At 39.1% G+C, this 15754-nt stretch carries 8 protein-coding genes, 2 rRNA genes and 1 pseudogene (1 of these 11 only partly in view); 2 read left to right on the top strand and 9 right to left on the bottom strand.

Translation table 11 applies throughout. From position 1 onward, the window contains the following. Positions 1–14: 14 nt before the first annotated feature. Positions 15–893, bottom strand: coding sequence for a nucleotidyltransferase domain-containing protein (locus ATHE_RS01995; RefSeq protein ID WP_231503239.1), 879 nt, complete (start codon positions 891–893; stop codon positions 15–17). Between the two features lie 151 nt (positions 894–1044). Between ATHE_RS01995 and ATHE_RS01990 the strand changes: the two are divergent. Both ATHE_RS01990 and ATHE_RS01985 read left to right on the top strand, forming a co-directional pair. Continuing rightward, positions 1045–2276: pseudogene (locus ATHE_RS01990) on the top strand (IS256 family transposase). Positions 2277–2879: 603 nt separating this feature from the next. Next, positions 2880–5225 (top strand): glycoside hydrolase family 65 protein, encoded by a 2346-nt coding sequence (locus ATHE_RS01985; RefSeq protein ID WP_015907002.1) that lies wholly within the window; start codon positions 2880–2882, stop codon positions 5223–5225. Between the two features lie 71 nt (positions 5226–5296). Here ATHE_RS01985 and ATHE_RS01980 read toward each other — a convergent pair whose 3' ends face one another. From ATHE_RS01980 to ATHE_RS01945, 8 genes are all read right to left on the bottom strand, one after another. After that, complete coding sequence (locus tag ATHE_RS01980; protein ID WP_015907001.1) at positions 5297–6316, bottom strand: LacI family DNA-binding transcriptional regulator; 1020 nt, start codon at positions 6314–6316, stop codon at positions 5297–5299. Positions 6317–6406: 90 nt separating this feature from the next. After that, a complete protein-coding gene (locus ATHE_RS01975; RefSeq protein ID WP_015907000.1) occupies positions 6407–7240 on the bottom strand; it encodes a carbohydrate ABC transporter permease in 834 nt (277 codons plus the stop codon). Positions 7241–7283: 43 nt separating this feature from the next. Continuing rightward, a complete protein-coding gene (locus ATHE_RS01970; RefSeq protein ID WP_015906999.1) occupies positions 7284–8171 on the bottom strand; it encodes a carbohydrate ABC transporter permease in 888 nt (295 codons plus the stop codon). Positions 8172–8270: 99 nt separating this feature from the next. Next, positions 8271–9497, bottom strand: a complete 1227-nt coding sequence (locus tag ATHE_RS01965; RefSeq protein ID WP_015906998.1) for an ABC transporter substrate-binding protein — start codon at positions 9495–9497, stop codon at positions 8271–8273. A 233-nt stretch (positions 9498–9730) separates the two neighbouring features. Continuing rightward, on the bottom strand, positions 9731–11998 hold the full coding sequence (locus ATHE_RS01960; protein ID WP_015906997.1) for a glycoside hydrolase family 65 protein: 2268 nt from the start codon (positions 11996–11998) through the stop codon (positions 9731–9733). 13 nt (positions 11999–12011) lie between these two features. After that, the gene (locus tag ATHE_RS01955; protein ID WP_015906996.1) at positions 12012–12683 is read right to left on the bottom strand and encodes an HAD family hydrolase; all 672 of its coding nucleotides are present in this window, start codon (positions 12681–12683) and stop codon (positions 12012–12014) included. Between the two features lie 434 nt (positions 12684–13117). Beyond that, positions 13118–13234 (bottom strand): 5S ribosomal RNA (rrf, locus tag ATHE_RS01950). A 73-nt stretch (positions 13235–13307) separates the two neighbouring features. After that, a 23S ribosomal RNA gene (locus ATHE_RS01945) occupies positions 13308–15754 on the bottom strand (it continues 524 nt past the right edge of the window).

Genomic DNA, 15754 nt, shown 5'->3' with positions numbered 1-15754 from the left:
TATCACCTTTTTCTCTACTGAAGTATTGAGATTTTAACAGTTTCTATTTTTATTTTAATTTCATACTTGTTAACAATATGATTATTCTCTAAATCTTGCCCAAACTCATTAAGCCATTTACCAAAGGCTAATTTATCCTTTAACAAGTCATCTATCAACTCTATTGAATTTTCTTTCAAAGTAGCATTGTCAAAATTATATGTATCCTTAAGCCATATGCTTATCGTATCTTCACTCTCTTTTTTAAAGTATAGATCTGCATTGTTTATTGCTAAATAGAGGTCCAAATTATGTTCTTTAGAAAATGTTGCAGAAAATTCTTTTTTGTTTTTATCAATTTTTCTTTCTTCCCCAGCTTTCATTGTGGGGAGTAATTCCTTAGCTACAGAAATAATATACTTCCTAACTTTCTTATAGTCTTCATTCTCCCTTATTTTTTTAGACAATTCACTCTTTTCATTTGTAATTATTATTTCAGAAGGATTATCTTGCAAAGCATGTTCTAAAAAATTTATGGAATATTTCAAACTATTACTGCTGGCATGTCTTAACGCCTCTAAAAAATTTTTTAATATTCCTCTTAATAAATCTTTCTTAGTTTTAGATGAAAAATCCTCAACTTTTCGTACAATGCCCTCTAAAAAATCCCTGAATTTATCCGTTATTGAAAGAGAACCTGACGGCTTTGGTGTTGAAGAAGCTCCTCCGTTTATCTTAGGAGTATAACATCCACCTGTCCTCACTGGCGAGACACTTGCTGATATTCCACCTGAATAACCTCTATCACCCCATACAAAACTGTCTGAATACCCCGGTGTTATACTCGCACTGCTACTCTCTTTCCTGCTTGCCTCACTATTACCTTTTAAAGTTATTGAACCTCCACTTGCCACCTTCGGTGTATAATACCCATTCCAACTTATATCACTCCTGTATAACGTCACACAACCACTTGGCAAACTCCCACTCCCATTGGGAGTTAAAATAAAATTGTGTCCACTGTATAATGAGTATTGAAATAATCACCAAAGGGGGTTCACGATTATGGAGAAAAATGAAATTTTTGAGACCGCTAAAAATATGGCTATCGAACAAGTGCTAAATATGTATTGCTTCCTGTGATGATCCTACTCGCCCAGCTCTAAAACAGCTTTTAGAAAACTTGCTCGATTGCTTTATGTTATCAGAAAGAACTGTTTACCTTGCTAAAAACGAAAACGACAAAGGCAATGGCTTCTATGAAAGAAAACTTGCAACACCTGTTGGCAGTCTTGAAATTTCTGTCCCTCGTACACGTTCTGGTAACTTTCGACCTTCTATTCTCCCTGACCGCTACAAAAGAGTTGATAGTTCATACACTGACCTGCTTATGTCTTTAGTCGTCAATGGTTACTCAGAAAGTTCTCTTGTCCAAACTCTTAAAAGCATGAATTTGCCTTATTCTGAAGACGAAATCGAAAAAATCAAAAACGATCTAAAAAACGAGCTTCAACTCTTTAAACAAAGAGAACTTCCTGAAAGTACTTTTGCTCTCATCATTGACGGTTACCATTGCGAAATTAAAGATAACTCAAAAGTTAAACAAGCTACTTGCTATGTTGTCCTCGGTATTGATTTAGAAGGCAAAAAAGATATCTTCGTATTCTGCCCTTTCTTCGGCAAAGAAAACAAAGCCGATTGGATGAGAGTCTTTGACGACTTAATTACAAGAGGTCTTAAAAAAGTCTTAATAGTCGTAAGCGATGATTTCCCAGGTATAATCGATGCTGTCAGACTCGCTTATCCCCTTGCCGACCATCAACTATGTTTTGTTCACCTTCAACGTAACGTTAGAAAACATATGGCTAAAGATGATGCTTCTGTTTTCAACAAAGAACTTGATAAATTAAGAACTTCCTCTTCTGACTTCGATGAAGCAGTTTTAAAGTTTAAAGAACTTTGTAATCAATATTCCTCAAAATATCCCAGATTCATAAAGGGTGTTTGCGAAAAAGCCGAATTTTATCTTGCACATATGAAGTATCCTGAAGATTTAAGAAAGCATATCTATACTACCAATGCAGTAGAAAGTGTTAACAGTATAATTGAAAAAATAAGAATAAACTCAGGCGGTTATTTTCAATCTGTAGAAATTTTAGAAATAAACATTTACTTACAAAGAGAAAACTTGCGCCGAGGCAAGTGGAAAAACGGAATACCTATTCTTAAAAAATGCAGTTACAATATATTACAGCTCTACAATATGCACTATTGATGTGGAAACACAAAATTCTTGACAAGTCTCCCGCACTCTTTAAAATCTCATTCGTAACCACTAACTTCTTGCCTCCAATTTCTATTTCCTTGCCACGCATCTTAATATCTCTCCATTACCCTTCCATGTAATATTTCATCATTTCGTCCATCAATTTATTCATTAGTATTTTAATTGAGTTACCATCTTTTTTATAAAATTTTGTACTAAAACTTTTCTTTTTGTTAACCTATACACTGGAATTTATGTGTAAATCTTATCTCACGCATCTTTATACTGTCAATACTTTTTTTACTAATTTCTTGACATAAAACTTAATTTTTCAATATAAAATCCTTCTTTCTCCAAATATCTCGAAATTTCTTCAATTTTCTCTCGCTTTCATAATTAAACATAAGCAACCCTCGGTGGCTACCAAGTAAACCTTGTATTATTTCCCATGTCAAATATAGTAGCTTACAAGCAAGAATATTTTTTCTGTGCTTTATTTGAACATAATTTTACCGAAAATATTTCGGTAACATTCCCAAAACATATTTAAAAAGTAACTTCCAGCCATTGACTGTAAAATTATATTAAGGTATGATTACGTAAAAAAGATTTTGCTGCGAAAGGAGAATACAGCTTGAGAAAGCTTCCCAAAAAGGAATCTATATTTTTGCCAGATGAATGGAACATAATAGAAGATGGATTTCATCCTGAAAATAATTTTATGCTTGAGACCATTTTTACAGTTGCAAATGGATATTTAGGCCTGAGGGGAAACTTGGATGAAGATTTTCCTGACAAAAGCCAGAGCTTTAAAGCAACATATATCAACGGCTTTTATGAAGAGTATGATATAACCTATCCAGAGGGTGGATATGGATTTGCAAAGCGTGGCGAGGCAATGGTAAATGTTGCTGATGTGAAGACATTTGAAATAATGATTGAGGGTGAAAACTTCAATTTATTCAGTGGAAAAATTTATAAACATATTAGAAAACTTGACATGAAGAGCGGAACGGTAGTACGCGAAATACTCTGGGAATCCGAACGTGGCAGAAAAATTTTTATATCTTTTGAGCGGCTTGCATGTTTTAAAAGGCAGCATTTAGGAGCAATTAATATTAGAATTAAACCTCTCAATTTTTCTGGCAGAATAAAAATTGTAAGTAAAATAGATGAAAACTCTTCAAATCTGCTTGAGACAGAAGATGTGAGGGTTGGTTCTGGAATAGAAAAATTTCCTTTTGAGACAATTAAAGCTTACAGTGATAAACTTAATGGTTTTTTGATGCAGAAAACTAAAAAGAGCAGGCTCTCATATGGCTGTATGGTAGATCACGTTTTGAGCATCAAAGAATTTTTCTGCAAATCTTTTGCTGACAAAGAAAAAAATCTTGTTATATTTAAAATTGAATTTGATGCTAAACAAGATATGGAATATAGCTTGACAAAATATTTTTCATATTTTACACAAAGAGATGTTGAAGAAGATTTGATTGAAGAGCGCTGCGCTGCTGAAATACTTGAGGCAAAAAAGATTGGATTTGAAAACCTTTTGAAAGAGCAAAGAGAATTTTTGGAAACCTTTTGGGAAAACGCTGATGTTGTGGTAAAAGGGGATCCTAAGATTCAGCAAGCTATAAGATTTAGTCTATTTTCGCTGCTTCAATCAACAGGTAGAAACGGTATTTCAAATATTGCCGCAAAGGGTCTTACAGGTGAAGGTTACGGCGGACATTATTTCTGGGACTCTGAAATTTATATAATGCCGTTTTTCATATATACCCAGCCAGAAATTGCAAAAATGTTACTTTTGTACAGATACAACACTTTAGATGCAGCAAGAAAGCGAGCAAGAGAGCTTCACCACAGAGGGGCACTATATCCCTGGCGAACAATTGCAGGAAAAGAGTGTTCCGCATACTTCCCCGCAGGGACAGCTCAATACCACATAAACGCTGATATTGTGTATGCTATAAAAAAGTATTTTGAGGCAACAGATGATTTAGAATTTATAAAAAACTATGGTGCAGAGATTGTATTTGAAGTTGCAAGATTCTATGCAGAACTTGGCCATTTCAGTGAAGCAAAGGGCGGAAAGTTCTGCATATTCTGTGTCACCGGCCCTGATGAGTATACTGCACTTGTTGACAACAATGCTTATACAAACTACATGGTAAAGATGACCCTTGAGTTTGCTACAAATCTTTATACTCTCTTGAAAGAAAAAGACAGCGATGCTTTTGAAAAGCTTTGCAGAAAAATTGAGCTCTCACAGAATGAAGTCTTGCTGTGGAAAAACATTGCTGATAACATGTATTTGCCGTACAATCCAGAGCTGAAAATTATTCCTCAGGACGATTCATTCATCTATAAAAAGAGGCTTGATTTGTCAAAAATCCCAGAGAATCAGTTTCCTCTTCTTTTGAACTGGCATTATTTAGACATTTATAGATATCAAGTTTGCAAACAGCCAGATGTTCTTTTGCTCATTTACCTTTTGAGAGAAAACTTTACATTTGAGGATTTAAAAAATAACTATGAATACTATGAGCCAATTACAACACATGACTCATCACTCTCACCAGCAATTTTTAGCATCCTTGCAGCAGAGCTTGGGTACTTAGACAAAGCATACGAATACTTTGTATATACAGCAAGAATGGACATTGATGATTTAAATCACAACACAAAAGATGGAATTCACGCTGCTTGTATGGGCGGTGCTTGGCAAGCTTTGGTATTCGGTTTTGGTGGAATGAGAACAAACAAAGGTATACTTTCCTTTGCTCCAAAGCTTCCTGAAAGACTTGAATATTTATCGTTCAAAGTAAGATATAAAGGAAAAATTTTGAAAGTGGAAATAACAAAAAGCATAGCTTCCTATACACTTTTGGAAGGTGAAAGTATTCAGCTTTCACACTATGGTAGCAGTTTTGAATTGAAAAGAGGACAGACTAAAGAATTTATCCTTGTCAATTAAAATTTTAAAGGCTGTGAGAAGATTTGTGTTTTCTCCTCACAGCCGTTTTTGTTGAGCTTACAAAAAGATATTTAGCGCAGCCTTGCTGTTGATTCTCTTTTTACAAGCTCTGGCTCTAAAATAATGTGGTTTATTGGCTGCTTTGAAATCAGGTTCAAAAGCAAGTAAAAGGCTGATTTGCCCATCTCACTCTTGTTCTGTCTTATTGTTGTAAGAGTGGGGGTGATGTAACGTGCCAAGGATATATCGTCAAATCCCACAACCGAAACTTTTTTAGGCACATCCACACCAAGTTCCTTTAATCTTTTTATAAGACCGATTGCCATCATGTCTGATGCAGCAAAAACTGCTGTGACACCTTTCTGGACAAAATAGTCTGCTGCCTTAAACCCGCTTGCCTCTGTAAAATCACCTTCATAAATAAGTTCACTGTCAACCTGAAGTCCGTTTTTGCTCAGTGCCAATATATAACCGTTTAATCTTTCTTGGCTGACATATGCTTTTTTGTGACCATTCAAAAACCCTATTTTTTTGTGTCCAAGGTTAATCAAGTGTTCTGTTGCAAGCTGTGCACCTTTTAGATTGTTTGTTGTCACATAACCTACATTTGAGTTTTTTATTGGAATGTCAAGCAAAACAACAGGATAGGTACTTTTTTGTATTTCATTCAGATACTCATCATCCATTTTGAGTCCCATGATAAATGCACCTTCAAGTCCTTTTTCCTGCATAACCGCATCAAAAGAGATTCTTTTTTGTTCCTCTGAAGATGTTGAGAGCAAAACAACCTCATAACCATTGTCCATTGCAGCTTTCCTGAAACTTATAAGTATCTCATAATAAAAAACACCGTATATGCCTTCCCTCTCCATGTCTTCAATGAACAGTCCGACTCTTTTTGTCTTGTTTGTGACAAGGCTTTTTGCAAAGATGTTTGGTGTGTAGTTTAGTTTTTTGGCCATCTCTATTACCTTATCTCTTGTCTCCGGGCTTATATCTGAGTAATTATTGAGCGCCCTTGAAACAGTGCTTGGCGACAGTCCCAAAGCTTTTGCAATATCTTTTATGGTCACATTCTTGTTCTTCCTCATTTTTCGTGTCTCCCTCTTATTTTTGAAATGTTTCACTAAAACCTTGAAAATAATTATACACTTTCTTTGCCATCTGTTTCAACATTTTTATTACTCTTTAAGCCCTGTTGTAACTATTCCCCTGACGAAATATTTCTGAAATGCTACGAAAACTATTATGGTTGGTAAAGAAAGAAGAATTGCTCCTGCTAAAACCTGGTTCCAAAATTGATAATACTGACCGTAAAACGAGTTAAGGCCTACCGGCAGGGTATACAGCTCTTCAGACGAAGCTATTATGCTTGGCCACATGAAACTGTTCCAGTTGCCTACAAATATGAATATAGCCTGAGTTGCCAAAGCCGGCAATGATAGTGGCAAAAATATCTTGAAGAATATACCAAACCGCGACAGTCCATCAATCAATGCAGCTTCTTCTAAATCCTTAGGAATTGTCAAAAAGTACTGGCGCATGAAAAATATATAGAATGCACTCACAAGCCATGGAATGATTAGTCCTTTGTATGAATCAATCCAGCCAAGTTTGTTTAGAATAAGGTAAATAGGAATCAAGAGTACCTGCCCAGGTATCATCATTGTACCTATGATAATGTAAAAAACAACCTTCTTAAATGGGAAACTTAGCCTTGCAAGAGCATATGCTGCCATGGAATTGAAAAGCAGATTACCAGCTGTCACAGCCACTGCAACCACAAAGCTGTTAAAAAGCCATCTCATAAACGGAAACTCTGTCGTGATGTATTTATAGCTACTAAAGCTCAGCTTTCCAAAGTCAACCGAGAATTTTGTCACATCTTCTACAGGTTTTAAAGAAGTTATAACAGCAATAAGGTATGGTACCAAGGTTATCAGCGCCCATAAAATGCAGATCGTATATAGCACTATTTTGACTCCAATCCCATAGGTATTTTCCTTCTTCCACACCTTTTTCTCATCTCCTTTTTTGATAATCCAGAAAAATTATTACTTAATATGACATTTCCTCGCCAAAAAATTTTCGCTGAATTAATGTCAATACAAAGATAATCCCAAACACAACAAACGCCATTGCTGAAGCAACACCCATGTTGAACTCTTTAAAAGCTGTTCTGTATATCATCACAACCATTGTCATTGCTTTTCCCATGGGACCACCATCAGAACCGCCTATAATGTATGACAAATCAAACATCTGGAGAGTGCTAATAAAAGATACAACTGTGTTGAAAAATATCATCGGTTTTAAAAGAGGTATTGTGATTTTAATAAGCTTAATAAATTCTCCTGCACCTTCAACTTCTGCTGCTTCATAAAGCTGGTCTGGAATTGTTGAAAGTCCAGACAAAAATGTAACCATATAAAACCCTACAGACCCCCAAACAGCAACACTCACAATTGCGGGCATCACAAAAGAAGGTTCATTGAACCAATTTCGAGGAGTAATCCCAATATGACTTAAAATCTGATTCACAAGCCCATCTGTTTTGTACAAAAACAGAAATATAATCGATACTGCTACAGGTGATGTAACCGTGGGAAGATAATATGTTGTTCTGAAAAACTCCTTGAATTTCACCTTGTCATTTACTATCACAGCTAAAATGAGAGCAATAATAAGCTGAGTAGGAACAACTAATACCGAATAATAAAGTGTGTTAAGAATAGAATCTAAAAACATCTTGTTTGTCAGCGCCTCTTTATAGTTAGCAAGGCCTACAAATTTAGGTGGAGCATCTCCTAAGAATGAAAAGTTCTGAAAACTTATCATAAAAGCCTTTATAAGCGGGTAAGCAAAAAATACACAAAAAGACAGTATATAAGGAAGCAGCATGACAAAAGCTGTTAAGTATTCTTGCGTTTTTGTTCTGTTTCTCATTTTTTATTCACATCCCCCTATAACTTACAGTTATATTCTTATAAATCAAGGCAGGCTTTTTTACCTGCCTTGATTATTTTCCAGGTAGTATCTTCTATTTTACTTCATGATTTGCTTTACTCTTTCCTCAATGTTCTTCTTAAGGTCATACTTTTTGCCAATTACATAGTCTTCAAATGCTTTGTTGAAGACATCCACAACTTTTGTGCCATCCAGACCATAGAAGTAGACCTGTGCATATTTTGCACCATCAACAAGCGCTTTTCTCTCTGGATAAGTTTTAGCAAAGTTTACACCTGCGCTCTTTAATGAAGGAAGTGCTAAGCCTGCTTCAACCACATACTTTTGTCCGCCTTCTCCAGTTAAGAATCTTATAAGTTTGAACGCTTCAGGTTTGTGCTTAGAATTTTTACTCATTACATATGCAACGGTGAATGCCATTGTTGACTTACCAGCAGGTCCTGCAGGAAGTTCTGCAATTCCATATTGATCTTTTGGTATCTTTCTGTCGTTTAAGAATGGAATCATCCAGCCGCCTTCAATTGTCATAGCAGCTTTCTTGTCAGCAAATGCATCCCCAACCCAGCCAGCACCTAAATCTTTTGGTGTTTTGCATATTCCTTCTTTGAAAAGGTCAAGTGCAAATTTTAAGCCTTCCAAGGCTTTCGGGTCGGTAAAGACTGGCTTACTACCGTCAAATACTTTACCACCGTTTTGGTATGCAAAAGGTTGAATTCTTGCAAGCTCAAGGTTCATTGTAAGACCTACAACCTTGTCTGTTGTAAGTTTCTTAGCATACTCTTTCAACTCCTGCCATGTCTTTGGTGGCTGCGTAAGACCTGCTTGTTTGAACATCTCTTTGTTGTAGAACAAAACTAATGTATTGTAGTCTTTTGGAAGTCCATACACTTTTCCTTTGTATATGAATGGCTGGAGAAGTGATGACTCATAACCAATTGTTTTGACATTGTACTTTTTCATCCAGCTGTCAAACGGCTCTAAGACATTCTTTGCAATGTACTGCCAAGCTGGCATTGAATCCATGTAAAAGATATCTGGTTCTGTTTTAGATGCCATGAGAAGCTGCATTTTTTGATTATAATCACCGACAATTTCAACTAATTTAATATCGACATTGGGATAGAGCTTTTTGAAGGCTGCGATTTGGTTTTGAACAATCTTCTTCTCAGCAGGAGAAGATGCCCACGCACCCAGCTTTAAAGTTATCTTGGAAGTGGCAAAAACATCTTTTTGCGCAGCACCCATTCCTGCAACCAAGGAAAGTAGGAAAATTAACGTTAATAAAATTGTTAGAAATTTTTTCATCAAACAAACCTCCTTTTTGAATTAAATATTTCGGAAATGTTTTCGATGATTTTATTATACAACAAGTTAGTAATTTTGTCTATAGGTTTTTTAATTAATTTTTAGATTTTGTTTATTAAGTATAAGTAATGCTGTCTTATATATTTCAAGCTTTCAAACTTTTTTCGAAATGTTTTCGTAAAATCAAACTCCCTGTGAAAATTTTTTCCCACAGGGAGTTCCAAGTCAAAAGGCTATAAGACCATTTCTTTATCTTTTATCATGATTTTCACTTTGCTCTTGTTCACTCTTTTTCTGATTTCAACATTTTCCTGGGTTATGACAAAATCCAGCAAGTTTCCTTTCCACCAGATGCTAAATTTCAAAGCTTCCCATTTTTCAGGAAGCCACGGATTGACAGATAGAACATCATCTTTTTCCACTTTTAAACCTCCAAAACCAAATATCAAAGCTTGCCATGTGCCGCCCAAAGACGCAGCGTGTATCCCCAAAGCTGTGTTGCCTTGATTGTCTTCAATGTCTGTCAAAGCGGTACGCATAAAATTTATATATGCTCTTTTTGTCTCACCCACTCTTACTCCCATCAAAGCATAGATACTCGGGCTCAAAGACGATTTGTGCATTGTCCTTTTTTCATAGTAATCATAGTTTATTTTCATAACCTCTTCATCAAACTGGTCGCCAAGCAAATACAAAAGCATCACAACGTCTGCCTGTTTAATGAGCTGATAGCTATTTAGCTTGTCAAGCTCAACACCTTCTGGCCAGACTGGCATATTGTTGCTGTCGTATTCTTTAATAACAAAATCTTTAAGACTAAAATATCCTTCAAACTGTTCAATTAGCTTTGTTTCAGGATGGTATGGAATATAAATCTTTGATGCAACTTTTAGCCAGTTCAAAGGTTCATCTTCTGATAAGTTTATTTTTTTTACTAACCTTTCAAAATGGCTGGGGTAATTTTCCTCTAAGCGTGTGAAAAGTTCAAAGGCCTTCTCCAAGTTCCACTTTGCAAGATAATTGGTGTAAGCATTGTTGTTGCAATGTTCATGGAACTCATCCGGACCTATCACATCATTTATTTCATATCTATCCTTTTCTTCATTGTATTTACAAATAGAAGCCCAAAACCTTGCTGTTTCAATCACAATTTCCACACCATAGTTTAAAAGAAACTCTATATCATCTGTTGCACGCACATACTCTAAAACTGCAAAGGCTATATCTGATGAGATATGATATTCTATATCCCCTGTCCATATCCGAACAGGTTTGCCAAGATAATCATACCCCCACTTTGGCGTCTCCTCTTGACCGGTGTCTGCAGACTCCCAGGGGAACTGCGCACCTTTGTATCCATTTTTCTTTGCGTTCTCCCTTGCAGCGTCCAAAAGATTGTACCTGTACATCAGCATTGACCTTGCAGCTTTTGGATTTGTGTAAATGTAAAACGGGAGCATAAATATCTCTGTATCCCAAAAAACATGTCCTTTGTAGCCTTCACCATGAAGGCCTTTTGCACCAAGGCTCACATGTTCATCTTCTGGATTTGCCATACTAAGTAGATGGAAAACATTAAATTTAAGACTTCTATCTGCAACCTCATCACCAATTACCTCAACCTTGGCAGCATCCCAAAGCTTGTCATACTCTTCTATATGCTCAGAAAGCAGCCTCTCAACACCTAATTCTTTTGCTCTTTCAAGCTTGCTTATAGAACTTTTAAAAATATCCTCAACGTTTTCTCTCGAGGACACCAATACACTCAGCTTTACAATCTCATAACTTTTTCCTTCTTTCGCCTCAACCTCAAGGTTTTCGGTAATAACGCTTCCTAAATCTTTTACAAATCTATTAAAATAACATTTCTGGCTATCTAATAAAACCTCTGTAGAACTTGCTATTCCCACTTTGTATCTTTTATCCTTTGTTGTAATACTAAGGAATATACAGCTTTTGCAATCCTTTTTATCTTCTACTTCATAATGTTTTACTCTATCGTTTGGAATATCCTTGGAGTTCATGGTATTGGCATCGATAAAACTTTCTACATTTAAAACCGCTGAGTAGTTTTCGCAAACCACATTGTACTTTTGAACAATAAGATTTTTATTTTTCATGCTGACAAATCGGAATCCTTCTATTGATGTAACTCTACCCTTTTCATCTTTTAGTCTCAATTTTCGGAAAAGCAGTCCCTGTTTTAAGTCTAAAATTCTTCTAAACTCAAGCACTTCACATTTTAAAGGATTTAGAAATTCTCTATTTATATATATCCTAAGACCTATTGGATTTGGCAAATTCACAAGTTCTGTAACCTGAGCTGTGTCTTTGTCAAATACACCTGCTATGAAAGTTCCTGGTATCTCATCACAAAAAACCTCTTCATTGATTCCCCTTATTCCTATATACCCATTTGTAAGAGCAAAACAGGTTTCATGTTTATGTGAAACTCCAAAACTTTCCTGTTCAATCAGCCAGTTTTTTTCTGAAAGTTTCATTATCAAAAACCTCCTAAACTTTTTTGAAAAGTTTTTCATGAAGATTTTCAAGAAGTTCTAAACTAATCTTATCTAATCTATCAACCACGTAATGAGCTTCTTTGAGCCTATCAAATTGACCATCTCTACAGACACCAATTGTAAGCATCCCCGCACGAATACCTGCCTTAACACCATCTATGGCATCTTCAAACACAACGCACTCTTTGGGATTTACGTTTAGTCTTTGTGCAGCAGTTAGAAATATTTCAGGGTCAGGTTTTCCTTTTTTGAAATCATACCCTGTTACAATTGTATCAAACATATTGTAAATTCCTATTTTGGTCAAAATTTTAGTGGTATTTTTGCTCGAAGAAGCAACTGCAAGTTTTATATCGTTTTGCTTCAAATGATTTAAAAGCCATATACTATCTTCAAAAGCTTCTAAATTTTCTTGTTCAACAAATTCCAAAAAAATCTTCTGTTTTTCCTCTGCCATTTCTATTAACTTATCTTCTGGCATATCATATGCAATACTTCTTATTCCATCTATTCTTGGTTTTCCGTCAACCTTCCATTTGTAATCTTCATATTCAAATTTATAACCGTGGCTTTCAAACATCTTCTTCCATGCTTTGAAATGTAACTTTACAGTATCTGTTAAAACACCATCCATGTCAAAAATAGCTGCTTTGATTTTTCCCATGAAAAGTAAACCCCTTTGCTGTGATTGTTGTATAAGATTATTATAAAAGTTTTTCGAATTGTTTTCAATATCGTTTTCGATTATTTTCGTTTTTCTAAGAAGACTACTTGAACTGTAATGAGAAACTTTTTAGCTGGAAGTTTTAAGAAACAATTGATTCCATGAAAATTATAGAGAGGGCATAATTCTTATTAAAAAATATACAGTCAATAACACAAAGCCGTCAGACGTGATAAATGAAATCCTTGAAAAGGTAGCAGTACCAAGTGAGAATTTTACTTTTTAAAATACACAACAAGTTAAGATAGACCAAACACATTTAAGCTCAGTTCTTTTTAAAAACCTCTTGCAATTTGTAAGACCTGCCATTTGGTAAGCCCAAACTTTTTTACGTGCATTGTTAAACATTTAACACATATACACAAAAATAAAAAATCCGGCAGCCACCTACTTTCCCGTGCCGTCTCCAGCACAGTATCATCGGCGTTGCGAGGCTTAACTTCCGTGTTCGGAATGGGAACGGGTGTTTCCCTCGCTCTTTCGCCACCGGATTTGTCAGCTTATTCATTTTCTTCAGCAGCTTTTTAAGCAGCCTCGCAAGTGAATAGGGAGAAAGCTAATCTTTCGGTCAAGCTCCTCGGGCCATTAGTACCGCCTTGCTCAACGCCTCACAGCGCTTACACATGCGGCCTATCTACCTGGTAGTCTTCCAGGACCCTTACCACCTTTGTGGTGTGGGGTATCTCATCTTGGGGTGGGCTTCACGCTTAGATGCTTTCAGCGTTTATCCCATCCGGACTTGGCTTCCCAGCCGTGCCCCTGGCGGAACAACTGGTAAACCAGCGGTCCGTCCAACCCGGTCCTCTCGTACTAGGGTCAGCTCCCCTCAAATACCCTGCGCCCGCGGCGGATAAGGACCGAACTGTCTCACGACGTTCTGAACCCAGCTCACGTACCGCTTTAATGGGCGAACAGCCCAACCCTTGGGACCTACTTCAGCCCCAGGATGCGATGAGCCGACATCGAGGTGCCAAACCTCCCCGTCGATGTGGACTCTCGGGGGAGATCAGCCTGTTATCCCCGGGGTAACTTTTATCCGTTGAGCGACGGCTCTCCCACTCGAAAACCGCCGGATCACTAAGCCCGACTTTCGTCCCTGCTCGAGATGTCTCTCTCACAGTCAAGCCACCTTACCGCCTTTGCACTCCTACCGCACGATTTCCATCCGTGCTGAGGTGACCTTTGGGCGCCTCCGTTACCTTTTAGGAGGCGACCGCCCCAGTCAAACTGCCCACCTGACAGTGTCCCATCACTCGGTTCAGAGTGTCTGGTTAGTGCCCCAGTGCACCCAGAGTGGTATCCCACCGCCGGCTCCATGGAGGCTGGCGCCCCCACTTCTCTGCCTCCCACCTATCCTGTACAGGACACACCAGAACACAGTGCCAGGCTGCAGTAAAGCTCCACGGGGTCTTTCTGTCCAACCGCGGGTAACCAGCGTCTTCACTGGTACCACAATTTCGCCGGGCACACCGCCAAGACAGCGCCCAAGTCGTTACGCCATTCGTGCGGGTCGGAACTTACCCGACAAGGAATTTCGCTACCTTAGGACCGTTATAGTTACGGCCGCCGTTCACTGGGGCTTCGGTTCGGAGCTTCGCCCTCTTCAGGCTAACCCCTCCCCTTAACCTTCCAGCACCGGGCAGGCGTCAGCCCCTATACCTCGCCTTTCGGCTTGGCAGAGACCTGTGTTTTTGATAAACAGTCGCTTGGGCCTATTCCCTGCGACCCTGAGCTCTTCACCCAGGGCACCCCTTCTCCCGAAGTTACGGGGTCAGTTTGCCGAGTTCCTTAGCGGTGCTTCACCCGTCCGTCTGTGGATTCTCTCCTCGCCCACCTGTGTCGGTTTCCAGTACGGGCACCTGCCTTCGCCTACGCGACGCTTTTCTTGGCAGTGTGAAGCTCAGCACTTCGCCTACTTTTTCTTCGGCTCCCCATCACGGCTCACGGTTGCCGAGTGAGCGGATTTGCCTACCCACTCCCGCTCGCCGCTTGGCCGGGGTCTACCAACTCCCCGGTTGCCTGCTCCTCCTGCGTCCCGCCTCGTAGGTTAACCTCCGGCAGGTGGCTCAGGATTATCAACCTGATACCCATCAGCTACGCCTTTCGGCCTCGCCTTAGGCCCCGGCTAACTCTGGGCGGATTCGCCTTCCCCAGAAACCCTTGGGCTTCCGACGGGCAGGCTTCCCACCTGCCTCGCGCTACTTATTCCGGCATTCTCACTTCTGCCTCGTCCACCCTGGCTTTCGCCTTGGGCTTCGCCCTAACGCAGAACGCTCCCCTACCGCTATAGCCACTTCCTTTTGTGGCTATAACCCGATGCTTCGGTGTGTGGCTTCAGCCCCGAGTATTTTCGGCGCCCAGCCGCTCGACCAGTGAGCTGTTACGCACTCTTTAAAGGAATGGCTGCTTCTAAGCCAACCTCCTGGTTGTCTTCGCGGCTGAACATCCTTTGCACACTTAGCCACATCTTCGGGACCTTAGCAGTCGGTCTGGGCTGTTCCCCTCTCGACCACGGACCTTATCGCTCGTGGTCTGACTCCCAAGCTTAACACCGCCAGCATTCGGAGTTTGATAGGGTTCGGTAACGTTTTTGCGCCCCTAGCCCAATCAGTGCTCTACCTCCAGCGGCTACAAGCTTGAGGCTAGCCCTAAAGCTATTTCGGGGAGAACCAGCTATCTCCGGGTTCGATTGGAATTTCTCCACTACCCTCAGCTCATCCGACGCCTTTTCAACGACGACCGGTTCGGGCCTCCATGTGGTCTCACCCACACTTCACCCTGGCCAAGGGTAGATCACCCGGTTTCGGGTCTACTTACGCATACTATCGCCCTCTTCAGACTCGGTTTCCCTGCGGCTCCAGCGCTCTCTCGCGCCTTAGCCTCGCATGCGTAAGTAACTCGCCGGACCGTTCTTCAATAAGTACGACGTCAGGACTTCTCAGCCCCTCCGTCTGCTTGTAGGCACAGGGTTTCAGGCTCTATTTCACTCCCCTCCCGGGGTTCTTTTCACC

The organism is Caldicellulosiruptor bescii DSM 6725 (genome assembly GCF_000022325.1).
Taxonomy (GTDB): Bacteria; Bacillota; Thermoanaerobacteria; order Caldicellulosiruptorales; family Caldicellulosiruptoraceae; genus Caldicellulosiruptor; species Caldicellulosiruptor bescii.
The sequence above is the reverse complement of the archived record's forward strand: the minus strand, read 5'-3'. Positions and strand labels throughout refer to the sequence as shown.

Excerpts from the sequence above, each read along its gene's own strand:
- ATHE_RS01980 (WP_015907001.1), bottom strand. The coding sequence starts at position 6,316 with ATGAGGAAGAACAAGAATGTGACCATAAAAGATATTGCAAAAGCTTTG.
- ATHE_RS01970 (WP_015906999.1), bottom strand. The coding sequence starts at position 8,171 with ATGAGAAACAGAACAAAAACGCAAGAATACTTAACAGCTTTTGTCATG.
- ATHE_RS01965 (WP_015906998.1), bottom strand. The coding sequence starts at position 9,497 with ATGAAAAAATTTCTAACAATTTTATTAACGTTAATTTTCCTACTTTCC.
- ATHE_RS01960 (WP_015906997.1), bottom strand. The coding sequence starts at position 11,998 with ATGAAACTTTCAGAAAAAAACTGGCTGATTGAACAGGAAAGTTTTGGA.
- ATHE_RS01955 (WP_015906996.1), bottom strand. The coding sequence starts at position 12,683 with ATGGGAAAAATCAAAGCAGCTATTTTTGACATGGATGGTGTTTTAACA.